This is a genomic window from Marinobacter sp. GH_1 (genome assembly GCF_048595985.1).
Classification (GTDB): domain Bacteria; phylum Pseudomonadota; class Gammaproteobacteria; order Pseudomonadales; family Oleiphilaceae; genus Marinobacter; species Marinobacter shengliensis.
Genome location: NZ_CP184460.1, coordinates 1,920,947 through 1,943,608, shown reverse-complemented (window position 1 = coordinate 1,943,608; position 22,662 = coordinate 1,920,947). Strand labels below are relative to the sequence as shown.

Here is a 22,662-nt window from a genome sequence, read left to right as displayed (position 1 = left end):
GCCCCGAATCAATACAGGTGTTCAAATAGTTGTGTGAGCAGGTCTGACGCGCTGTACTCACCAGTATAGCTGTCCAACCTCTCAGCTGTGACAAACAGGGCGTCTTCACGCTGTTCAATGTTCACGGTATGGGTATGGCGGGGTTCAGCCTTATTGCTGAACCAGGAGAACCAGCCCGGGGTGCGTTCGTCTTCGGTACGGAAGTCCACGTGGAACCAACGCTCACTCCGGTTGAGGTCCTGGATGTCTGCGCCAATCTCCTCAAGGGAACGGTTCACTTCCGCCCAGGTGCGGCCGAAATCTAGCTCAACGCGCACAGCAACCGCCTGGTCATCTTCAGACAGCAGCCTCACCAATGGCTGGGCAACCATGCCGGATGCCGCCCGGGAGAACGACTTGCTGTCTTCACGCTGTTTCATGAATTCACCAAGCTCGGCCAACAGCGCCTCTTTCCTGCTCTGGGCACGGGTGTCGGATTCCTGATCCGACTGCCAGGCAACGAGCCCTTCAGGCGCGTCATCAAGCTCCAGAATCCGTAGCCGGATTTCGGTCGTCTTGCGTCGAATGCCCGGGGCCAGTCGCATCTGCAACAGCACTCGGGGCTCCTGAGCGACCGGGTCATCGGCCAGCCCCAGCATGTCACGGCTGCGCTTGCTGAAGTTGGCCAGTTCACTCTGGAGGATGCCCAACTGGGGGTTATCGTAGGCCACGCCAAGGCCGGCATCGTTCATCCAGGCACTGGCAACCGGCCACAGGCGGCCGGGCACTTCATTGACCAGAAGCCAGACACGACCATCCAGTTCCTCGATCACGTAGTTCTGATCCAGAATTTCCGAGGTCATGTCCGGTGGGCGCGGGATGGAAGACGGAAACAGCCGGCGTGAATCATCCTTATTGATGCTCCGAACCGGCATGATCTGGCTCAGCCTGGAATCGTCTGCACCCTCGGGCACGTTGATTGGCTCGCCTTCCGGCGCGTGAACGTATCGCTGGGAGCGATCTTCCAGGATGCCACACCCAACCAGGGTGCTGGCCAACAGGAGCCCGGCTAACGGCCGGAACAGGAATGTCTTGGTGTTACGGGCTCTTCCAGGAACCTGCATCGAGTTACTCCGGTAAAACGGGAATCGGTTGGCCTCAGAGAACACCTGAGGCCTTAAGTGCGTCTTCCACCTCGGCGTGGAACTTCTCGCTCAGCGGCGTCAGCGGCAGGCGAATGCCCTCACCGATCATCCCCATGCGATGCAGTGCCCATTTAACCGGAATCGGGTTGGCTTCCAGGAACAGCTTGCGGTTCAGCGGCATGAGCAGGTCATTCAAACGACGTGCCTCGGCTTCGTCACCTTTGATCGCCGCCTCACACAACTGTGACATGGCTTTAGGTGCCACGTTGGCAGTGACAGACACATTGCCCTTGGCGCCGGCCAGCATCAGGTCTGCTGCGGTGGCGTCGTCGCCGGAGTAGACCGCCAGGCGGCCATCCAGGGCTTCGATCAGCTCGGCACCGCGGGGAATGTTGCCGGTAGCGTCTTTGATGGCAACGATATTGGGGATATCCGCCAGGCGCAGTACGGTTTCATTCAGCATGTCGCACGCTGTGCGGCCAGGCACGTTGTAAAGCATCTGACTCATGCCCGGCACGGCCTCGGCAATGGCTTTGAAGTGCTGATAGAGACCTTCCTGGGTTGGCTTGTTGTAATAAGGCACCACCAACAGACAGGCATCGGCCCCCAGCTTATGGGCTTCGGACGTCAGCTCAATGGCTTCCCGAGTACTGTTACCACCGGTGCCGGCGATAACAGGAATCCGGCCATCGACCCGTTTTATGATGTGGCCGATAACCCGACAATGCTCCTCCGGGTCCAGCGTTGCGGATTCGCCGGTGGTACCCACAGCAACGATGCCGTGGGTGCCGTTTTCAATATGAAAGTCCACCAGCTTGTCCAGATCCTCCCAGTGAATGTCACCGTTTGGATGCATGGGCGTGACCAGTGCGACAAGGCTACCCGTAATCATAAAAACTCCGTCCGAATAAAAGCGATATGGTAATGTTGGGCTCGAACTGACACAAGGGAATTAAAGGAGATGTCATGTCATCCGTAGCATTAAACCAACCCGTGCCCGATTTCGAAGTCGAGGCGACCGACGACCAGATTATCAGACTGGCCGACCTCCGGGGTAAAAACGTCGTCATCTACTTCTACCCGAAGGACAACACACCCGGATGTACCACCGAAGGCCAGGATTTCCGGGACAGGATGCCTCAGTTCAGCGAGCTTGATACCGAAATCTTTGGTGTATCCAGAGACGGGCTCAAGGCTCACGCCAATTTCCGGAGTAAGCATCAGTTTCCGTTCCACCTGATCTCGGACAAAGACGAGGCCCTGTGCAAGCTGTTTGATGTGATCAAACTGAAAAAACTGTACGGCAAGGAACACCTGGGCATCGAGCGTAGTACCTTCCTGATCGACAAGGACGGCAACCTGAAACGGGAGTGGCGTGGCGTTAAAGTAAACGGCCACGCCGACGAGGTCCTGGAAGCCGTCAAGGCACTCTGACCTACTCTGATACCGCCGGTGAGGGCTCGGATTCCTTCACCGGCCAGGCAGCAAACACCGCCTTGAGCATGGTGGCCAGCGGAATCGCAAAGAACACGCCCCACAGCCCCCAGATACCCCCGAAGAACAGAACCGCCACGATAATGGCAACCGGGTGCAGATTATTCACCTCAGAAAACAGGATAGGCACCAACACGTTGCCATCCAGCGCCTGAATGATGCCATATACCACCATCACCCAGATGAAGTGGGAACTCCAGCCGAACGCAAACAGAGCGATCACCGCGACCGGAATGGTGACCACGGCAGCGCCGATATAGGGAATCACCACGCTCAAGCCCACCAGCAGCGACAGCAGCGCCGCATAGGGCATGCCCAGGAGTTTGAAAGCGGCGTAAGTGACCACGCCAACGATCAGAATCTCAACCGCCTTGCCACGGACGTAATTGGCGCACTGCAGGTTCACCTCCTGCCAGATGCGAATCATCATCGGACGTTGGGGAGGCAGCATCCGGCCAATGGAAGCGACCAGTACACGTCGGTCTTTCATGAAAAAGAACACCAGAATCGGCACCAGGACCATGTAGATCAGCAGCGCTACCAGGTCTGGAATGCTTGATAGAGAGAACGAGACCAGTACCTGGGTCATATGAGCGACTTCTGCCGATACCTGGCGGTATATGGTGTCTACTGCCTCCATGGAAATCAGATGAGGATATTCCTCCGGCAGGAGCTCAAGGTAAGACTGAAGCTCGCGAATGATTCGAGGTGCTTCACCGGCAAGGTTACTGACCTGCGTCCAGATCAGTGGCAACAGCCCGAAAATAAACCCGACCAGAACACCGAGGAACACCACAAACACGCTGATGATCGCCACCAGTTCGGGTACACCCATCTTGTGCAGCTTGGCAACCAGGCCCTGAAGGATAAACGCGATAATCAATGACGCGATCGCCGGAGCCAGCATGGCGCCGAACAGAATGACAAAAACCGTACCGGTAACCAGAAGCAGAAACAGAATCACTGCTTCTTCATCAGAAAAATACTTGTGGGCTAGACCGCGCAGAATTCTGACCATGAACAACTCCGGAAGATTAACCGCCGCACTTTATCACGAAACGGAATTCGCCGTGATGCTCTGACTGGCTGACCAAAGTATGAGAAGACATTCCAAGCCAGGCCGGGATATCCCGGGCAGAACCCGAATCCGTTGCAATCACTTCAAGCTCTTGCCCGGCATTCATGGCGTTGAGTTCCAGCTTGGTTTTGAGAAGTGGCATCGGGCAACGCAGCCCGGAGGCATCCAGAATTCGATCAGCCATGTTAAGCGAACACCATTACCATTTATCCAATAATCGAGCAGGCATTATGCCGGGGGTGTTACCCTATTGCATCTCAAGTCTTCGTAATACAGATACGAACTTTCCGGGCTATGCTGATGTCAAAGTGGCAAATCCCCACGGGTGTGACTGAAATCCATGAATCGAACTGATCGCCAGAATCCTGTCTGCCGTTTACTGACCACGTTTGCTCTGGCACTCCCCCTGCTGCTCTCCGGCGGGTTCAGCCATGCCCAGGAATCCAGCCTGCCCAGTATAGGCGGCAGCGCTGGCCTCATTTCCGGCCAGCAGGAAGCGGAAATCGGCCAGCAGGTGATGGCGTCTATCCGGCGTTCCGCACCCCAGATACAAGACCCGCTGGTATACGACTACCTGCACGCCATTACCTACAAACTGGTGCCCTCTGCCCCGCTGGATAACCGGGAACTGAAGCTGGTTCTGATCGACAGCCCTGCCCTTAACGCCTTCGCTGTCCCGGGCGGTATCGTGGGCGTTAATGGTGGACTGTTCCTCAATGCCGCAACGGAACAACAGTTTGCCTCAGTCATGGCCCACGAACTGGCGCATTTGAGCCAACGTCACTTTGCCCGCCGCATGGAGCAACAGGAAACCAGCGCACCGCTGACACTGGCCGGGATGATCGCCGGTATCGTGCTGTCCGCGGTTACCCAATCCGATATTGGCATTGCCGCCATCGCCGGCACCCAGGCCCTGTCAATCCAGAACATGCTGGCCTACAGCCGGGCCCATGAACAGGAGGCCGACCGGGTGGGCATGGAGATTCTGGCCAACGCCGGCCTCGATCCGCGCGGCATGCCGGAAATGTTCGAAATCATGATGAGACAGAACCGGTTACAGGGAAATCAGATGCCCGAGTACCTGTCGACCCACCCATTAACCCAGAACCGGGTCGCCGACAGCCGTAACCGGGCGGAACAGTATCCCGACGAACGCATCCGGGATGGCCAGGAATATCACCTGGTTCGTAGCCGCCTGCAGGTGCGTTACGCCTCGTCAGCGCAACTGGCAGTCGAGACGTTCGAGGATTACCTGGCAAGGGATGACGCCAAACGCAACGACGCCATTCGCTACGGGCTGGCTGTGGCCTATCAGCGCAACCAGCAATACGACAAGGCCGAGCGCATACTGCGGGAACTTCTGGACGGCAGCCCGGGCAGAATCACCTTTCAGGTGACCCTGGCCGACGTGATGCTGGACCAGAAACGTTATGAAGACGCACGGACATTGCTGCGGCAGGCATTGGCCAGAAACCCACGCAACTACCCCATCACCTGGACACTCGCCGAAATCGAGATTGCCGACGGCAATGGGGATACCGCCGCCGGCTTGCTGCGGGACCTGGCCCGGCGCCTGCCGGAACGGGAGCAGATCTGGTTACGACTGGCCGAAGCCGAGGGAATGGCCAGGAATATCGTGGGTGTGCACCGCGCACGGGCAGAATACTATGCCTTGATGGGGGACTTGCAATCCGCCCAACGTCAGCTGCGCCAGGCCCAGGAAAAGCTGCCCGCCGGGTCTGCCGAACGGCAGGTGGTCAACGAACGCCTGAACGACATTACTGACAGACTGCAAGCCCGGAGAGGCTAACGGGGATGGTCAGGCGTTTCCGGCAGCTTTCAGGTTCATGTTGGCGGTGAAATCCAGCATCCGGCGCAGCGGGCGCAATGCGTCTTCACGCAGGGTCGGGTCAACCAGCACTTCCTGATCGCCCCGCTCCAATACCGCAAGCAGGTTCTCAAGGCCGTTCATAGCCATCCAGGGGCAGTGGGCACAACTGCGACAGGTGGCGCCATTACCCGCCGTTGGCGCTTCAATCAGCGTCTTGTTGGGCGCCAGTTGCTGCATCTTGTAGAAAATACCGTTATCCGTGGCCACGATGAATTCTTCATTGGGCAGCGTCTGGACCGCGTGAATCAACTGAGAGGTTGAACCGACCACATCAGCCATCTCCACCACCGCGTCGGGAGATTCCGGATGCACCAGTACAGCTGCCTCGGGATAAAGCGCCTTGAGATCTTCCAGGCCCCGATGCTTGAACTCTTCATGCACGATACAGGAGCCATCCCACAACAACACATCAGCGCCCGTTGTTTTCTGCACGTAGTGGCCCAGGTGTTTGTCCGGCGCCCACAGGATCTTCTCCCCTCTGGCATCCAGATGCTCAACAATGGCCTGGGCGCAGCTGGAGGTCACCACCCAGTCCGCCCTCGCCTTTACGGCCGCAGAAGTGTTTGCGTACACCACCACCGTCCGGTCCGGATGTTGATCGCAGAAAGCGGAAAACTCATCCGCGGGACAGCCAATATCGAGGGAGCAGGTAGCCTCCAGCGTGGGCATCAGCACCCGCTTCTCGGGATTCAGAATCTTGGCGGTTTCACCCATGAAACGGACACCAGCCACCACCACCGTAGACGCAGGATGCTGGTTACCAAACCGTGCCATTTCCAGGGAATCGGCAACACAGCCGCCGGTTTCCTCGGCAAGACGCTGGATATCCGGATCTGTGTAGTAATGGGCCACGAGCACAGCATCCTTCTCTTTGAGGGCTGCCTTGATGCGTGCCTCAAGCTCAGCTTTCTCGCTGGCACTCAGGGCCTTTGGCTCCGCTTCGTGTGCCAGATGTTCCTGAACAAGGATACGGTCTTGCGCTCGTGTCATTTCTGGATCTCTGAAGTTACTGTTACCGCGAGAGTATATCACTTCCGGGCGTGTTTTCATGGGGCTGTAACATAGCCTCCCGGGCACCCGGAAAATGAGTACGCCCATGCTGACTAGATGGGTTCGTGAAGCCAAAAAAAAAGAGCCCTGGGGGCTCTTTTTTCCACAAAGCCCGGTGTCGGGCCTTGCTATTTGGTGGGTCGTGAAGGATTCGAACCTTCGACCAATTGGTTAAAAGCCAACTGCTCTACCAACTGAGCTAACGACCCATAACTGGTTGCCGGCGCTTTCCCGGCGAATGAAGGCACTCAAGACCACCATTCCGCAATTTGGTGGGTCGTGAAGGATTCGAACCTTCGACCAATTGGTTAAAAGCCAACTGCTCTACCAACTGAGCTAACGACCCAAACGAGGCGCACATATTACTGAATTTTTTTTGCTGATCAACCCCTTTTTGCGGGATTTACCAACTTTTTTCCGGGACCGATCAACAAGCAGACAAGCGGTTCAATCTGTGATCAGAGTCACGCCTTCTCGAGGTACTTCCGGGCCAGATCCGCAGCACCCGTATTCGGATAATTATCCACAACGCTCTGCATGCGGCGTTTCGCCTCGTCTTTTTCGCCCATCCGATCAAGTGTTACACCGAGCTTGTAGACCGAGTCTGGCGCTTTTCGGTGATCACTGAAACGGGTAGCGACAATGGTGAATGCCTGCTTGGCCTGCTCGAGGCGGGGTTCCGCCAGGTACACCTCACCCAGCCAATAGTAGGCATTGACGGTAAGGTCCCCTTCCGGATATTCATCGATAAACTCGTACAGCCGACTGATGGCGGTATCAAAGTCTTTCTTGTTCCGGATCAGATCAATGATTTCGTTATAGGTTTTCTGCTCATCCGCACCGGGGGATCGGTAAACCCTGGCCGGCGTTAGCTGGCCACCCTGACCAGATTCGGCTGCACGGCTTGATTCCCGGGTGTTTTCGGCCTTGCGCTCAACAGCCTTGGACAGGTCCAGTATCCGCTGGTCCAGATCCACGTAGCGATCCCGACTTTGCTGCTGCAAGCGGCTGATCTGATGCTTCTGTTCTTCCACCTGCCCCTGCAGCCTGCGCACATCGCTCTGGAGCTGCTGGATCATGTAGAACAGTTCCGCCGTAGCCTGGTTATTACCCGACTTACGCTGGGCCTCAGAGGCATTGTTCTGAAACGCGGGTGCAGACGACTGTGCCAGACTGACTCCCGCCAGGCCGAGGCCCAGCGGGAGCAGCACTGTCGCCATGAGCAATTTTCTCATGGGACCTTCCGATCATTGATTTCGATTACTTGAACACCAGCTCAACGCGGCGGTTCTGTGCCCAGGCACTTTCGGACGAACCGCGAACAGCCGGCTTCTCTTCACCATAGCTTACGGTTTCGATCTGGCCACGGGAAGCACCATTAACGATCAGGAAGCGCTGAACCGCATTGGCACGACGCTCACCCAGGGCAAGGTTGTATTCCTTGGTACCACGCTCATCGGCATGACCTTCAAGACGAACATTCTGGCGTGGATTGTTGGCCAGGAACTGGGCGTGGGCAACCAGAACATCGCGAGCTTCCTGCTTGATCTCGGAGGTATCGAAATCAAAGTAGAACGTAGTGATGTTGCGCAGTGCTTCCTGCTCAGCCTGCTGGCGCGCGGCCTGACGCTCCTCTTCGCTCAGACGAGAGGAAGAAACGCCATCACCATCGGCGCCGCCATAAACGGTGGAACCACCGTCCTGATCAATAGCGGCCACATCGGAGCCATAAGCACCATCTTCCATGGTATCGCCGGTGGAGCTACAACCGGCTACCAGGCCCACGGACAACAACATCGCAAACGCTTTAGTCTGTACTGACAGTTTCATGTGTGCACTTCCTTATCGTGATTGGTTTATTGGACAACAACGTGTTCAGCGAACGATAGGGCCCCAGGCGGGCTCACGGACATCACCGTCTGACGCCGGCAGGCTGTACGCCGCCCCGCCATTTGCCGAGACAACCGTGAGCACGCTGGTACCGTTTTGCTGTGTGGCATAAATCAACAAGCGTCCGTTTGGTGAAACGCTCGGTGATTCATCCGATTCGGTTCGGGTAATGACAGATTCCTCCCCGTTTTTCAGATTCGTGCGGGCGATATGGAACGCCCTCTCCCTTTGATGCACGTAATACACGTACTCGCCTTTGGCATCCGGTCTTGGGCGGGCGTTGTATCGGCTGCCAAAGGTAATGCGCCTTGGTTCGGCACCCGCTCTTTCCATATGGTAGATCTGGGGGCCGCCTGAACGGTCTGACGTGAAATAGATTCCCCGGCCGGTGTGATCCCAGGCACCCTCAGTGTCGATGGCCCAATGGTTGGTCATCCGGGTCAGGTTGCCTGAGGCAATATCAAGCCGGTAGATCTCTGCGTTACCGTCTTTGGACAGAGTCAGCAGCATGGACTTGCCATCCGGTGACCAGGCGGGTGCCGAGTTCAGACCAGGAAAATCCGCCACCTTCTTGCGGTTTCCACTGGCCAGTTCATGGACAAACACCACAGGCTTGCCGGTTTCAAAAGACACATAGGCCAGCTGCTTGCCGTCCGGAGACCAGGCGGGAGACAAAATGGGCTCGCGGCTTTCAAGGCGGATTCTTGAGCGCTTTCCGTCTACATCGCTTACGTGCAAACGATAGCGGGCGTTATCGCCGTCTCCGGTCACCGTGACATAGGCAAGCTTGGTCGAGAACACCCCCGGATCCCCGGTAATAGCCTCGTACACCCGGTCACTGATGTGATGGGCGAGAGTTCGAACGTTGCTGGCCGGGGCACCGGCTGTTTCTCCGAGGATGCGTTCTTCCCGGTTGACATCAAACAGTTCGTACCTGGCTTCGATACGGTCGCCTGAACGGGTGAGTTGCCCCACCAGAACGTAGCGCTGCCCCAGCAGGCGCCAGTCCCGGAAATACACCTCCGAGCGCTGTGAAGGCAGGCTCAGCATTCGGGAGGGCTCAAGCGGGCGAAACTCGCCACTCATGGTCAGGTCTGCCTGCACAATACTGCTTACCTTGTCGCCAGCGGGCATGGCACCGCTTTCGGCAAATGGCACCACCGAGATCGGTATGGCGGAATCTGCGCCTTCCGTGATGCGGATCAGCAGCTCTGCCCTCGCCTGACTGGCAAGCAGCATGAGAACAACCAATGCTGCCAGTGCCGTGGTAAAGGGAAATCCCTGACGATATGAGTCATGTGCGTTCAATGTCATAGGCCTCACCGCAACCGTTGCGGATTGAATTCAATAGTAAACTGACGGAAATAACGCTCAAACGTATCCCGATCTGACGGAATCGGGTACCGGCTCAAAGACCGGACTGCACCCAATGCCGAGTTATCAAATGCCGTATTCCCGCTACTGCTGACCAGACGGGCGTTCACCAGTTCCCCGGTGGGCAGCAGGGTTATCTGAACCCTGGCCGTCATATCTTCCGTCGCTGACGACGGCGGATACCAGGCCTGGCTCAAACGCTCACGTATAAGCGCCTGGTATTTCTCGCTTTCTGACAGCATTTGCGCTTCACGGGCGCGGGCGGCAGCGGCTTCCTGCTGGCGCCGGGCTTCCGCTTCCCGCTCTCGGCGGGATTCTTCGGCCAGGGCTTCGAGTTGCTGCTCTCTCAATCGGCGCTCGGCTTCCTGGCGTTTGCGTTCTGCTTCCTGCCGGGCAGCCTCCTCCTGACGTTTACGTTCCGCTTCTTCCTGCCGGCGACGCTCTTCCTGGCGACGCTTCTCTTCCTCGGCTTTGCGCTTTGCCTCTTCCTGACGCTTGCGTTCCTCTTCAGCACGCTGGCGCTCACGCTCTTTGGCCTCTGCCTCAGCTTTCTGGCGCGCAGCCTCCTGTTCCCGTGCCTGCTGCTCGGCCCGTTCGCGAGCCTGAGCTTCCTGGCGCTTGCGCTCTTCTTCCCGCTGCCGCGCCTGTTCCTGAGCCTGCCGTTCGGCTTCCCGCCGGGCCTGCTCTTCCTGCTGACGACGGCGCTCCGCTTCCTGCTGCTGGCGCTCAAGCTCCTGTTGCTGACGACGCTCCTGTTCGCGATCTCGCTGATCCTGCTCATCCACCACCGGGCTCGGCCGGGGTTCCGGGCTGACCAGCCGCGCAGAAATGGATCTGGGCTCCGGCTCAGATATCGGCGATGTCCAGGACCAGCCCGCCAGCGCAATCCCGACAATCAGCAGGTGTAATGCCACAGACATTACCACTGGCGATTTCAGGGGCGCCGTATCGGTACTGATGGTTTCCCGCTCGTGACCCTTCACAACAATAATGCCACCCTGTTAAGGCCTTTCCTGAGGTGCGTCGGTTATCAGGCCAACCCCGGTTGCGCCTGCCGCCTGAAGCTCAGCCATCAGTCGCACCACTACGCCGTACTCCACGAACTCATCACCGCGCACCAGCACCTCACCATTGGTGCGCTGAGACAGGATATTGGCCACCTGTTCACGCACCTCAGCCAGCGTCATCGGGTCGCTGCTGCGGTCACCGATATCCATGTAGTAGGCGCCGTTGGCGTCTACAGAGACGGTAATGGACTCAACGTCTTTATCCTGCTGGATCGGGTCTGACGTGGTTTGGGGTAAATCCACCTTTACCCCCTGGGTTAACATCGGAGCCGTCACCATGAAAATGATCAGCAGTACCAGCATCACGTCGATGTAGGGCACCACATTAATCTCAGACATCGGCTTGCGCTTTTGCTGGGGCATCAAGCCCATACCTTTCATGCCGCTCATGCCGTTCTCCTCCCGTTATCGACGAGTGCCATCAGGCAGCCTGGTCACTGTTATGGACACGGCGATGCAGAATGCTGGAAAACTCCTCGGCAAAGGTTTCATAGTTCTTCAGCAGCGCATCCGACATGGCAGAGAACCGGTTGTAGGCGATAACCGCCGGGATCGCTGCAAACAGCCCCATGGCGGTTGCGATCAATGCCTCCGAGATACCTGGAGCCACCGTGGCAAGCGTTGCCTGCTGCACCTGCGCCAGCCCCCGGAAGGAATTCATGATGCCCCAAACAGTCCCGAACAAACCCACATATGGACTGGTTGAACCCACAGTTGCCAGGAACGGAAGATGGGTCTCCAGGCGCTCCTGCTCACGGGAAAAGGCCACCCGCATAGCCCGCTGGGTGCCCTCCATGACGGCGTCGGCATCGCGACTTTGCTGGCGCAGGCGGGAAAACTCCTTGAAGCCGGCCCGGAACACAGATTCCATGCCGGAAAACGGCGTCGGATCTGCATTCACCTCTTTGTAGAGCTGCCCCAGATCCATGCCGGACCAAAACCGTTCTTCAAAGGCCAGCTGCGCCTGCTTCGCTTTCCGGAACACCTGAATGCGTTGAAAAATCAAAGCCCAGGACACCACCGATGCCAACACCAGCAACAGCATGACCAACTGCACCAAAACCCCGGCATTGGCAATCAGATACCAGACTGAAAGTTCCGCTTCCACTGTGCACTCCCAACTATGTTTGTAGGCTTTTCAATAAACTAAATGGATTTCTTCAGAATCTCTTGCATGTTTTCAGGCAACCTCTTGGGCTTGCCGGTATCCAGTGCGATGCAGGCCACCCGCACATCGGCCTCGCACAACAACTGCTGGTCTGCCGCTCGCAGCACCTGCTGCCGAAAGTTCATCCAAACCCGGGATGAGGCCGTAGGCTCTGCAGTAACCAGCAGTTGGTCGTCCAGTTTGGCCGGCACTTTATAGTGCAGATTCATGCGCTGAACCACGTAACTTATGTTGTCTTCCAGGCCGGCCCTCAAGCCAACACCGTGGCTACGCACCCACTCGGTTCTGGCCCGCTCCATGTAGTGAAGATACTTGGCATGGAAGACGATACCACCAGCGTCTGTATCTTCTATATACACCCGGATAGGTAATTCAAAGCGTTCTTTCGTACCGTTTTCAGTCAAAGAGGTCATCCTCAGCACCGGATTTCGGGGCCACCACACCAAAATGGCGGTAGGCGCTGGAGGTTACCATCCGCCCACGGGGCGTTCGTACCATAAAGCCCTGCTGAATCAGGAACGGCTCCAGCACGTCCTCGATGGTCCCCCGCTCCTCGCTAATGGCCGCAGCCAGGCTTTCCACACCCACCGGGCCCCCATCGAACTTTTCAATCATGGCCAGCAACAGGCGGCGGTCCATGTGGTCAAAGCCCTGGTCGTCCACTTTCAACATGTTCAGAGCCTGGTCAGCAATGTCGGCAGTTATGTGGCCGTCTGAGCGAACCTCGGCAAAATCCCTCACCCGCCGCAGCAGGCGGTTGGCAATTCGTGGTGTGCCCCGGGAACGGCGGGCTATCTCGAACGCCCCCTGTTCATCGATGGTCACCGAAGACAACCGTGCCGACCGTAGAATGATGTGCGTGAGGTCCTGGGTGTTGTAGAACTCCAGACGCTGAACAATGCCAAAGCGGTCCCGCAGTGGCGATGTCAGCAAACCGGCCCTGGTTGTGGCACCCACCAGGGTGAACGGGGGCAAATCCAGCTTGATGGATCGCGCCGCCGGCCCTTCGCCGATCATGATATCCAGCTGATAATCTTCCATCGCCGGATACAATACCTCTTCAACCGCAGCGCTCAGGCGATGAATCTCATCGATAAAGAGCACATCGCCTTCTTCGAGATTGGTCAGCATGGCGGCCAGGTCGCCGGCTTTTTCCAGTACCGGGCCAGAGGTGGTCTTGATCGACACCCCCATCTCGTTGGCAATAATGTTTGCCAAGGTGGTTTTACCAAGTCCCGGCGGGCCGAAGATCAGCACGTGGTCCAGCGCTTCCTGGCGGCCCCGGGCAGCAGAGATGAAAATTTCCATCTGCTCACGAACCGTCGGCTGACCCACATACTCAGACAGCAACGTCGGGCGAATGGCCCGATCATGCACTTCCTCGTATTCACCGGCCTTTGCCGAGATCAGTCGGTCAGATTCAATCATGGCATTATCCGCTTGCTGGGAATAAACAACGTGCCCACAGGTTTGGCCTGACGTTCAAGTTGCCCCAATTGTACAAAGGGCATGGTTGGAGTCACGTTACGCTCTATACACATTGGTGTCATGGGGCGACACATAAAAAGGCCGGGGAGCAAGTTAACTACCCGGCCGGAATCATATTACGCAGGGCAAGGCGAATCAGCGCCTCGCTGGTCATATCTGGCTCAGCCACCTTGCTGATGGCCTTGGCCGCTTCCTGGGGCTTATAGCCCAGGGCAATCAACGCGGCCTCGGCCTCGTCTCTCGCATCGTGACTTGCCTGCGGCGCTGTTGTGGAGCCGCCCGGAGCCGCTGAACCGGGTACCGTCGGGGTGAACTGCCCTTCCAGTTGGCCAATGCGGTCAGCCATATCAATCAGGAGTCGCTCGGCGGTTTTCTTGCCGACCCCCGGCAGCTTCACCAGGGCGCTGACATCGCGGGCCTCAACACAGCGTATAAACTGTTGGGCATCCAGGCCGGACAGTATGCCGACAGCCAGTTTAGGGCCAACGCCATTGACCTTGATCAGCAGCCGGAAAAGATTGCGATCCAGCCGGGAGGCAAAGCCATACAGGCTCTGGGCATCTTCTCTGACCGCAAAATGCGTGTGTAGGGTAACTTCCTGCCCGGTTTCCGGCAGGTGAAAGAAGGTGGTGTAGGGAATGTCGACTTCATAACCCAAACCGGAGCACTCCACCAGTGCGTGGCCGGGGGCCTTCTCTATCAATATGCCTCGGATTCTACCGATCAATGCAGGCCTCCTGGGGCTTGTCTGAGCCTGTTATTGTTGCCGAACCCGCCCGCTTCGCGCTTTGCCACCGCTGCCGGCGAGCTTCAGTATGCTCTGGTTCATGTGGGCATGACACAGTGCGATCGCCAGGGCATCCGCCGCATCTGCCTGGGGCTTGCGGGACAAACCCAGCAGTGCCTGGACCATATGCTGAACCTGGAATTTGTCAGCGCCACCGGTACCAACCACCGCCTGTTTGACCTGGCGAGCGGAATATTCATGGACAGCCAGGCCGCTGTTGGCGGCACTGACAATCGCCGCGCCCCTGGCCTGCCCCAGCTTAAGGGCTGAATCCGGGTTCCGGGCCATGAACACCTGTTCAATGGCGAACTCTTCCGGGCGGTACTCACCAATCAACACAGCAAGGCTATGGAAAATGGTTTGCAGGCGTTCCGCCATGGGCTTTTCACCCACCCGGATACAGCCGCTGTCGATATACTCAATCTGGCGGCCTTCCGCACGAATGATGCCGTAGCCGGTGATTCGTGAGCCAGGGTCTACACCCAGGATGATGGCCATCCGCGCGCCCTCAGAGATAGCTTGAGCAAAAGCACTCAGCCCGGAGGCCCCAGGGGCAACCTCCGGGCTTGCGCATCACTCGTTGTCTTCGGCTTTGTTGCCTTCAACCGCTTTGGCTGAGCGGCGCAGGCGAATATGCAGTTCTTTCAGCTGCTTTTCGTCTACCGCACCCGGCGCCTGGGTCATCAGACAGGTGGCGCTCTGGGTTTTCGGGAAGGCGATGACGTCCCGGATGGACGACGAACCGGTCATCAGCATCACCAGGCGATCCAGGCCGAAAGCCAGGCCGCCGTGTGGCGGGCAACCGAACTTCAAAGCGTCCAGCAGGAAGCCAAACTTGGCGCGAGCTTCCTCTTCCTCGATACCCAGGATGCGGAACACCGTTTCCTGCATCTTGCCATCGTGGATACGGATAGACCCGCCGCCCAGCTCGGTGCCGTTCAGTACCATGTCGTAGGCGCGGGACAACGCATTGGCCGGGTCCGCTGCCAGCTCGTCCGGGCTGCAGGATGGCGCAGTGAATGGATGGTGAATAGCGGTGAGGCTGCCGTCTGGCAGTTCCTCAAACATCGGGAAGTCCACCACCCACATCGGCGCCCACTCGCAGGTAAGCATGTCGAGGTCATGACCGACTTTGATGCGCAATGCGCCCAGTGCTTCGTTGACCACGGTGGTCTTGTCAGCACCGAAAAACACGATGTCGCCATCTTCCGCCGCAACGCGCTCCATGATCGCCATGGCCACGTCGTCGCCCAGGAACTTAATGATCGGCGACTGCAGGCCTTCGACACCCTTGGCAAGCTCATTGACCTTGATATAGGCCAGGCCCTTGGCACCGTATATGCCGACAAACTTGGTGTAATCGTCAATCTGCTTACGGGTCAGCGCACCACCTTTCGGCACACGCAAGGCTGCAACACGGCCTTTCGGATCTTTCGCGGGTCCGGCAAAGACCTTGAAGTCCACGCCTTCCACCAGGTCGTTCACATCTTGCAGTTCCAGCGGAATACGCAGGTCCGGCTTGTCGCTGCCGTAACGCTGCATGGCCTCGGAATACGGCATGCGCGGGAATTCCGGCAGCTCCACATCCAGCACGTCTTTGAACAGCGCACGGATCATGTCTTCGTTGAGCTTCATCAGGGTCTCTTCATCAATGAAAGAGGCCTCGATGTCGACCTGGGTAAACTCCGGCTGACGGTCTGCCCGCAGGTCTTCGTCACGGAAACACTTGGCGATCTGGTAGTAGCGGTCAACGCCCGATACCATCAGCATCTGCTTGAACAGCTGCGGCGACTGGGGCAGCGCGAAGAAGGAACCTTCGTGGGTACGGCTGGGCACCAGATAATCACGGGCGCCTTCCGGGGTGGCACGGGTCAGGATCGGTGTTTCCACATCCATGAAACCGCGGCTATCCAGGAAGTTGCGGATGTAACTGGTTACCCGGGAACGGAAACGCAGACGGTTGATCATTTCCGGGCGGCGCAAATCGATGAAGCGATAGCGCAGACGAACGTCTTCACCCACATCTACGTGCTCGTCCAGCGGGAACGGCGGCGTGGCAGCGGCGTTCAGGATCACGACTTCCTTACCCAGCAACTCAACCTGGCCGGTCGGCATGTTGCTGTTCTCGGTGCCCGCCGGACGGCGACGCACGCGGCCGGTGACTTTAACAACAAACTCGCTGCGAACCTTCTCCGCCAGGGCAAAGCTCTCAGGGGTGTCAGGATCGACAACCACCTGGGACATGCCATCCCGATCTCGCAGATCCAGGAAGATAACCCCACCGTGGTCCCGGCGGCGGTGTACCCATCCACAGAGAGTGACTTCCTGATCGATGTGGGATTCGTTGATCCCACCGCAATAATGACTGCGCATATCGGTTCCCGTTGTATCTGAATGTGTTCTTGGTTTGCCGCATCGGGCGGGGGGTGTGCTTTCCGAAACACGCTGTGGATACGTCCATGTACGCTCTGCTCCGCCATCCATGGCTCCGCAAGGTTTCGGAAAGCACACCCCCCGCCCGACGCTACGTCGTTCTTGGCCGCACGGTGTTGAGGCGGCGCCGGTAAAAGCCGCCCATTATAAACACAATGACTGTGAAAATCAGGCGTCCCCAAGCAGAATTGAAGCCAGATATTGAACACCGGGATGACTATCAAAAAACCGGGGGCTAGAATGCATGGTTTGAGCGGACCATGGAGTAAGACGTTGGCCACCAGAGCGGAACAAAAACTGAAAACCCGACGGGCTTTGATGGATGCCGCCCTGGCACAGTTGAGTGCAGATCGGGGCTTTGGCAGCCTGAGTTTGCGAGAGGTTGCCCGGGAAGCCGGCATTGCCCCCACCTCCTTCTACCGGCATTTTTCCGAGCTGGATGAACTGGGTCTGGCACTGGTTGATGAAGGCGGTGTTGCGCTACGACAGTTAATGCGCCAGGCGCGCAAGCGAATAGCCCGTGACGGCAGCGCCATCTCGACATCTGTCGATACGTTTATGGAGTATCTGGGCAACAACTCCAACCTGTTCCGCCTGATGCTGCGCGAGCGCACTGGGGTATCGAAACCGTTCAGAACCGCCGTCAAGGCCGAGATCGATCATTTCGTTACGGAACTGGCAGATGACCTTGGACGGTTTGCGGATGAACAGAACAAGCCTCTGGCCGATGCCCGGGTTGTGGCCGAAGCCATGGTGACACTGGTTTTCAATCAAGGCGCGGAGGCGCTGGATGCGACGCCCAAGGAGCGGGAGGAACTAAAGCACAAGCTCAAAACCGAGCTGCGGATGATTCTGGTGGGCTCCCAGACCCTGGCGCAGTGGCAGCAGGGCCGGGAATAAAACCATTGAAGTTCAAGCGAGGTGATGGAGAAGCGGTTTCAGCTTCTCTTTGACCTGCGCCAGTGCAGCCCCTTCATAGGGCACCGGTGGCTGCTTGCCCCACACAGGGCCTGGCCAGGCCGGGTCACCTTCAAAGCGCACGATGTGGTGCAAATGAAGCTGCGGCACCATGTTACCCAGCGCCGCCACATTCATCTTGTCGCCCCTGAAAAGCTCCATCATGCCCTGGCTAAGCGTGGAAGACTCTTCCAGCAACCGCACCTGTTGCTTATGGTCCAGCTGGTAGATTTCCCGGATGTCCGGCACCGCCGGCACCAGAATTATCCAGGGCCAGGTGCTGTCGTTCATCAACAGGATTTCGCACAGGCGGCTGCAACCCAGGTAGTGGGTATCTGCCGCGAGCCTTTCGTGTAGCTGAAACATCACCGGCCCTCTCGATCAACCTGCAGAATGAAACTGGTTACGGCCGCGGCCAATGGCGTAGTAAACCAGACCATGGCGCTCGAGCATTTCCGGCTCGTACAGGTTTCGACCATCGAAAACCGCTGGCTGTTTCAGGGCACCGGCAATCAGGTCGAAGTCCGGCGAACGGAATTCTTTCCACTCGGTACAGATGGCCAGCACATCGGCACCTTTCAGGGCCTGCTCTTTGGTGCCACACAGGGTCAGGCCTTCGTGGTCACCGTAGATGCGCTGGGTTTCTTCCATGGCTTCCGGATCAAACGCCTGCACCGTAGCGCCGGCCTTCCAGAGATTTTCCATCAGCGTCCGCGAGGAGGCTTCACGCATGTCGTCAGTGTTCGGTTTGAAGGCCAGGCCCCAGACCGCAACCACCTTGCCTTTCAGATCACCCTGGAAGAAGTGGCTAATCTTGTCGAACAGCACGTGTTTCTGAGCGTAGTTAACGGCTTCTACCGCATTCAGCAACTTGGCCTCGTAATCGCAATCACCTGCCGTCCGGGCCAGGGCCTGTACGTCTTTCGGGAAGCAGGAGCCACCATAGCCGCAGCCAGGGTAGATGAAGTGGTAGCCGATACGGGGGTCGGAACCAATGCCCCGGCGTACCGCTTCGATGTCGGCACCCAGGCGTTCAGCCAGGTTAGACATTTCGTTCATGAAGCTGATCTTGGTGGCCAGCATGGAGTTGGCAGCGTATTTGGTGAGTTCCGCCGAACGGATATCCATAAAGATCATCCGGTCGTGGTTGCGGTTGAACGGGTAGTAAACCTCCCGCAACAGCTCCGCCGCCTGTTCGCTGTCGGTACCCACCACAATGCGGTCCGGCTTCATGAAGTCGTTGATGGCGGCGCCTTCTTTCAGGAATTCCGGGTTGGAAACCACGTCGAAATCCAGCTCCAGGCCGCGCTTGTCGAGCTGTGCACGCACCGCTGCCTTGACCTTGTCACCGGTACCTACCGGCACAGTGGACTTGTCGACAACCACCTTGTAGTCATCCATGTACTGACCGATGGATTTCGCCACCGCGAGCACGTATTGCAGATCGGCAGAGCCGTCTTCATCCGGCGGCGTGCCCACGGCAATAAACTGAAGGGTGCCATGTTTGACAGCCTGTTCGGTGTCGGTGGTGAACGACAGGCGGCCGGCTTCCACGGTGTGTTTAACAATGCTATCGAGGCCTGGCTCGTAAATTGGAATCTTACCGTTCTTCAGTTTCTCGATCTTGCCCTGATCCACATCCATACAAAGCACATCGTGACCAACATCCGCAAGACAGGCACCTGTTACCAGGCCCACGTATCCGGTTCCGAAAATCGTAATCTTCATTTAAAAGTTCCTGAAAATCGTTGTTTGAGAGTGTTATCGAGAAGCTTTTTTCTTCTGCCAGACCGCTTCCCAGGCCAGGGCGGTGCGCACGATGGTATTGAGGTCATCGTAATCCGGCTGCCAGCCCAGAACATTCTTGATTCGCGTGTTGTCGGCCATCAGTGCCGCCGGGTCGCCGGCGCGACGGCCGGTTTCAGTTACCGGAAAATCGACACCGGATTCCGCCTTGACCACATCAATGACTTCCCGCACGGTAAAGCCGCGGCCGTAACCACAGTTGAGCACCTGAGACTCGCCACCGCCAGCCATGTAATCCAGCGCCATCACGTGGGCCTTTGCCAGGTCTTCCACATGGATATAGTCGCGGATACAGGTGCCATCGCGGGTTTCGTAGTCAGTGCCGAATACACTCATACCATCGCGCTGACCGGTCACACATTCGCAGGCCACTTTGATCAAGTGCGTCGCCTCCGGCGTTGCCTGCCCCAGCAGTCCCTCCGGATTAGCGCCGGCCACATTGAAGTAGCGCAGGATAACGTAGCTAAGGTTACTGGCCGCAGCCAGGTCCATCATCATCCGCTCGCTCATCATCTTGGAGGCGCCATAGGGATTGATAGGTGCCAGCGGCAGGTCTTCTGTCAGCACCGTTTCCTCTGGCATGCCGTAGACCGCCGCGGTGGAAGAAAACACCATATACGGCACCTGGTGGCGTTCAACCGCTTTCAGCAGATTCAGAGTGTTACGGGTGTTATTGCTGTAGTACTTGAGGGGGTTGGCGACAGACTCCGGCACCACGATGTTCGCTGCAAAGTGCAGCACCGCTTCAAACTTATGGGCGGAAAATACGGCTTCTATCGCGTCTTCATCCGCCAGATCGGCTTCCACCAGCTCCCCGGCGGTTACCGCCCAGCGATAGCCGGTAGAGAGGTTATCAAACACCACAATGTCGTGGCCCGCTGCGGCCAACTGACGCACAACGTGGCTGCCGATATATCCGGCACCGCCGGTAACAAGAACTTTCATGAGTCTGTGCTTCCCTTCCCTGAGTGTTGTTGGCGGCGCTGCCGGATTTCCCGACGGCGCCGGCTGAAAAATTCGGAGATCACCCGACCGCACGGTTCGGCCATCACGCCCCCGCAAACCTCTACCCGCCAGTTCAGATGCGGCTCTTCAAGGGTTCTTCTGGCCGACTCGACGGCACCCGCTTTGGGCTCAGCGGCACCATACACTAACCGGCTGATACGACCGTGGACAATAGCTCCCACACACATGGTGCAGGGCTCCAGGGTTACATACAGCGTAGCACCCGCCAACCGGTAGTTCCCCACCCGAGCCGCAGCATCCCGCAGGGCTCTGATTTCCGCATGGGCGGTCGGGTCGCAGTGGGAAATCGGGGCATTGAAACCCGCCCCAATCTCCCTGCCATCCAGAACAACAATGGCGCCAACCGGCACTTCACCGGCTGCCCCGGCCTGGGCGGCAAGCTCCAGTGCCCTGGCCATCCAGCGCCGATCTTCCGGAGTGTCGTTCACTATCCCTTATCCCCTGCCTCGACTTACTCCCACTCAATCGTCGCGGGTGGCTTGGAAGAGATGTCGTAGGTCACACGGGAAACGCCAGAAATCTCGTTAATGATCCGGTTGGAAACCGTTTCCAGCAGATCATACGGCAGGCGCGCCCAGCGTGCAGTCATGAAGTCCACAGTCTCCACAGCCCGGATGGCAATCACGTATTCGTAACGGCGGGCATCGCCTACCACACCGACGGATTTCACCGGCAGGAACACCGCGAACGCCTGACTGGTCTTGTGGTACAGATCCGCACGGTGCAACTCTTCCAGGAAGATGGCATCGGCGCGGCGCAGGATCTCTGCGTATTCCTTTTTCACTTCGCCAAGAATACGGACACCCAGACCCGGCCCCGGGAACGGGTGGCGGTAAACCATGTCGTACGGCAGGCCGAGCTCAAGGCCAATCTTGCGAACTTCGTCTTTGAACAGCTCCCGCAGCGGCTCAACCAGTTTCATCTTCATGGTTTCCGGCAGGCCACCCACATTATGGTGGGACTTGATGACATGGGCTTTACCGGTTTTGGAGGCGGCAGATTCGATCACATCCGGGTAGATGGTGCCCTGGGCCAGCCAGTTCACGTCTTTGATCTTGGCGGCCTCGGCATCAAATACATCAATAAAGGTGTTGCCGATGATTTTGCGCTTCTGCTCAGGGTCGTTAACACCCTTGAGCTTTGACAGGAACAGGTCTTCGGAATCGGCACGGATGACTTTAACGCCCATGTTGCTGGCGAACATGTCCATCACCTGATCGCCCTCGTGCAGGCGCAGCAGGCCGTTATCCACAAACACACAGGTGAGCTGGTCGCCGATGGCCTTGTGCAGCAAGGCGGCGGTTACCGAGGAATCCACACCGCCAGACAGCCCCAGCAGAACCTTTTCGGAGCCTACCTGCTCACGAATCTGGCGAACGGCGTCATCAACAATCTTGGCCGGTGTCCAAAGGGCCTCACAGCCACTGATATTCAGGACAAAGTGCTCGAGAATCCGCTTACCCTGGAGGGTGTGGGTCACTTCCGGATGGAACTGGACACCGTACAGGTTACGGCTGAGGTCCTGCATGGCGGCAATCGGCGCGCTCTCGGTAGAGGCTAAAAGTTCAAAGCCTTCCGGCATGACAACTACTTTGTCACCGTGGCTCATCCAGACGTCGAGCAGGGATTCACCCGCAGGTGTCAGGTGGTCGGTAATGTCCTGCAGCAGAGGGCCCTTGGCCCGGACTTTCACCTGAGCGTAGCCGAATTCGCGCTTCTCAGAGCTGGCAACACGGCCGCCCAGTTGCTCCGCCATGGTCTGCATGCCGTAGCAGATGCCCAGAATCGGAATGCCTTTGTCGAACAGCCCTTCCGGTGCACGGGGACCACCCAGTTGGGTTACCGATTCCGGACCACCCGCCAGGATGATGCCTTTGGGATTGAACTCGTTGAGTTCTTCGTCTGTTACGTCAAAGGCCTTGATTTCACAGTACACGCCGATTTCGCGCACACGGCGGGCGATCAGCTGGGTGTACTGGGAACCGAAATCAAGAATCAGGATACGGTGGTCGTGAATGTTCTGAGCCAT

24 protein-coding genes and 2 tRNA genes are annotated in these 22,662 nt (G+C 57.8%); 3 read left to right on the top strand and 23 right to left on the bottom strand.

Annotated elements, in window-relative coordinates:
- Positions 1–8 precede the first annotated feature (8 nt).
- Together bamC and dapA are read right to left on the bottom strand one after the other, a co-directional pair.
- Entirely contained in the window at positions 9–1,103 is a 1,095-nt protein-coding gene (bamC, locus tag ACNSOI_RS08925; protein ID WP_106695602.1) for an outer membrane protein assembly factor BamC, read from the bottom strand.
- 34 nt (positions 1,104–1,137) lie between these two features.
- Positions 1,138–2,016 (bottom strand): 4-hydroxy-tetrahydrodipicolinate synthase, encoded by an 879-nt coding sequence (dapA, locus tag ACNSOI_RS08920; protein WP_106695601.1) that lies wholly within the window; start codon positions 2,014–2,016, stop codon positions 1,138–1,140.
- A gap of 74 nt (positions 2,017–2,090) precedes the next feature.
- Here dapA and ACNSOI_RS08915 point away from each other — a divergent pair, with 74 nt between their 5' ends.
- Positions 2,091–2,558, top strand: coding sequence for a peroxiredoxin (locus ACNSOI_RS08915; RefSeq protein WP_106695600.1), 468 nt, complete (start codon positions 2,091–2,093; stop codon positions 2,556–2,558).
- A 1-nt stretch (position 2,559) separates the two neighbouring features.
- Here the strand turns inward: ACNSOI_RS08915 and ACNSOI_RS08910 are convergent, their stop codons facing one another.
- Together ACNSOI_RS08910 and ACNSOI_RS08905 are read right to left on the bottom strand one after the other, a co-directional pair.
- On the bottom strand, positions 2,560–3,636 hold the full coding sequence (locus ACNSOI_RS08910) for an AI-2E family transporter (protein WP_106695599.1): 1,077 nt from the start codon (positions 3,634–3,636) through the stop codon (positions 2,560–2,562).
- A gap of 16 nt (positions 3,637–3,652) precedes the next feature.
- A complete protein-coding gene (locus tag ACNSOI_RS08905; protein ID WP_058089598.1) occupies positions 3,653–3,880 on the bottom strand; it encodes a sulfurtransferase TusA family protein in 228 nt (75 codons plus the stop codon).
- Between the two features lie 156 nt (positions 3,881–4,036).
- Here ACNSOI_RS08905 and ACNSOI_RS08900 point away from each other — a divergent pair, with 156 nt between their 5' ends.
- Positions 4,037–5,506 (top strand): M48 family metalloprotease, encoded by a 1,470-nt coding sequence (locus tag ACNSOI_RS08900; RefSeq protein WP_061331030.1) that lies wholly within the window; start codon positions 4,037–4,039, stop codon positions 5,504–5,506.
- A gap of 9 nt (positions 5,507–5,515) precedes the next feature.
- On the opposite strand, the gene nadA is transcribed toward ACNSOI_RS08900, so the two are convergent.
- The 14 genes from nadA to aspS form a co-directional block, all read right to left on the bottom strand.
- Positions 5,516–6,577, bottom strand: a complete 1,062-nt coding sequence (nadA, locus tag ACNSOI_RS08895) for a quinolinate synthase NadA (RefSeq protein ID WP_106696024.1) — start codon at positions 6,575–6,577, stop codon at positions 5,516–5,518.
- Positions 6,578–6,770: 193 nt separating this feature from the next.
- Positions 6,771–6,846: transfer RNA gene (locus tag ACNSOI_RS08890), tRNA-Lys, on the bottom strand.
- 61 nt (positions 6,847–6,907) lie between these two features.
- Positions 6,908–6,983 (bottom strand) — tRNA-Lys (locus ACNSOI_RS08885).
- Positions 6,984–7,101: 118 nt separating this feature from the next.
- Entirely contained in the window at positions 7,102–7,872 is a 771-nt protein-coding gene (gene ybgF, locus ACNSOI_RS08880) for a tol-pal system protein YbgF (RefSeq protein WP_286255254.1), read from the bottom strand.
- Positions 7,873–7,897: 25 nt separating this feature from the next.
- Complete coding sequence (gene pal / locus ACNSOI_RS08875; protein ID WP_058089595.1) at positions 7,898–8,467, bottom strand: peptidoglycan-associated lipoprotein Pal; 570 nt, start codon at positions 8,465–8,467, stop codon at positions 7,898–7,900.
- Positions 8,468–8,512: 45 nt separating this feature from the next.
- Positions 8,513–9,841 (bottom strand): Tol-Pal system beta propeller repeat protein TolB, encoded by a 1,329-nt coding sequence (tolB, locus tag ACNSOI_RS08870; protein WP_420195600.1) that lies wholly within the window; start codon positions 9,839–9,841, stop codon positions 8,513–8,515.
- 5 nt (positions 9,842–9,846) lie between these two features.
- Complete coding sequence (gene tolA / locus ACNSOI_RS08865) at positions 9,847–10,827, bottom strand: cell envelope integrity protein TolA (protein ID WP_420195714.1); 981 nt, start codon at positions 10,825–10,827, stop codon at positions 9,847–9,849.
- Between the two features lie 75 nt (positions 10,828–10,902).
- Complete coding sequence (gene tolR / locus ACNSOI_RS08860; RefSeq protein WP_058089873.1) at positions 10,903–11,349, bottom strand: protein TolR; 447 nt, start codon at positions 11,347–11,349, stop codon at positions 10,903–10,905.
- 40 nt (positions 11,350–11,389) lie between these two features.
- Positions 11,390–12,076, bottom strand: a complete 687-nt coding sequence (gene tolQ / locus ACNSOI_RS08855) for a protein TolQ (protein WP_058089593.1) — start codon at positions 12,074–12,076, stop codon at positions 11,390–11,392.
- Between the two features lie 38 nt (positions 12,077–12,114).
- Positions 12,115–12,549: a tol-pal system-associated acyl-CoA thioesterase gene (ybgC, locus tag ACNSOI_RS08850; protein WP_106695595.1), complete on the bottom strand. Its 435-nt coding sequence runs from the start codon at positions 12,547–12,549 to the stop codon at positions 12,115–12,117.
- Entirely contained in the window at positions 12,533–13,564 is a 1,032-nt protein-coding gene (ruvB, locus tag ACNSOI_RS08845; RefSeq protein WP_106695594.1) for a Holliday junction branch migration DNA helicase RuvB, read from the bottom strand. Before ruvB ends, ybgC begins: the two co-directional genes overlap by 17 nt.
- A gap of 157 nt (positions 13,565–13,721) precedes the next feature.
- On the bottom strand, positions 13,722–14,351 hold the full coding sequence (gene ruvA, locus ACNSOI_RS08840; protein ID WP_106695593.1) for a Holliday junction branch migration protein RuvA: 630 nt from the start codon (positions 14,349–14,351) through the stop codon (positions 13,722–13,724).
- A 30-nt stretch (positions 14,352–14,381) separates the two neighbouring features.
- On the bottom strand, positions 14,382–14,909 hold the full coding sequence (gene ruvC / locus ACNSOI_RS08835; protein WP_420195599.1) for a crossover junction endodeoxyribonuclease RuvC: 528 nt from the start codon (positions 14,907–14,909) through the stop codon (positions 14,382–14,384).
- A 75-nt stretch (positions 14,910–14,984) separates the two neighbouring features.
- Positions 14,985–16,784 carry an aspartate--tRNA ligase gene (gene aspS, locus ACNSOI_RS08830; RefSeq protein WP_106695591.1) on the bottom strand — a complete coding sequence of 600 codons (1,800 nt, stop codon included), beginning with the start codon at positions 16,782–16,784 and terminating at the stop codon, positions 14,985–14,987.
- A 333-nt stretch (positions 16,785–17,117) separates the two neighbouring features.
- Between aspS and fabR the strand changes: the two genes are divergently transcribed.
- On the top strand, positions 17,118–17,744 hold the full coding sequence (gene fabR / locus ACNSOI_RS08825; RefSeq protein ID WP_106695590.1) for an HTH-type transcriptional repressor FabR: 627 nt from the start codon (positions 17,118–17,120) through the stop codon (positions 17,742–17,744).
- Between the two features lie 12 nt (positions 17,745–17,756).
- Here the strand turns inward: fabR and ACNSOI_RS08820 are convergent, their stop codons facing one another.
- The 5 genes from ACNSOI_RS08820 to guaA are packed head-to-tail and all read right to left on the bottom strand — an operon-like array spanning position 17,757 to position 22,662.
- Positions 17,757–18,167: an HIT domain-containing protein gene (locus ACNSOI_RS08820; RefSeq protein ID WP_420195598.1), complete on the bottom strand. Its 411-nt coding sequence runs from the start codon at positions 18,165–18,167 to the stop codon at positions 17,757–17,759.
- 15 nt (positions 18,168–18,182) lie between these two features.
- On the bottom strand, positions 18,183–19,529 hold the full coding sequence (locus ACNSOI_RS08815) for a UDP-glucose dehydrogenase family protein (RefSeq protein ID WP_061331020.1): 1,347 nt from the start codon (positions 19,527–19,529) through the stop codon (positions 18,183–18,185).
- 33 nt (positions 19,530–19,562) lie between these two features.
- On the bottom strand, positions 19,563–20,552 hold the full coding sequence (gene galE, locus ACNSOI_RS08810; protein ID WP_420195597.1) for a UDP-glucose 4-epimerase GalE: 990 nt from the start codon (positions 20,550–20,552) through the stop codon (positions 19,563–19,565).
- Entirely contained in the window at positions 20,549–21,061 is a 513-nt protein-coding gene (gene tadA / locus ACNSOI_RS08805; RefSeq protein ID WP_374786744.1) for a tRNA adenosine(34) deaminase TadA, read from the bottom strand. Before tadA ends, galE begins: the two co-directional genes overlap by 4 nt.
- A gap of 23 nt (positions 21,062–21,084) precedes the next feature.
- On the bottom strand, positions 21,085–22,662 hold the full coding sequence (guaA, locus tag ACNSOI_RS08800; RefSeq protein WP_106695586.1) for a glutamine-hydrolyzing GMP synthase: 1,578 nt from the start codon (positions 22,660–22,662) through the stop codon (positions 21,085–21,087).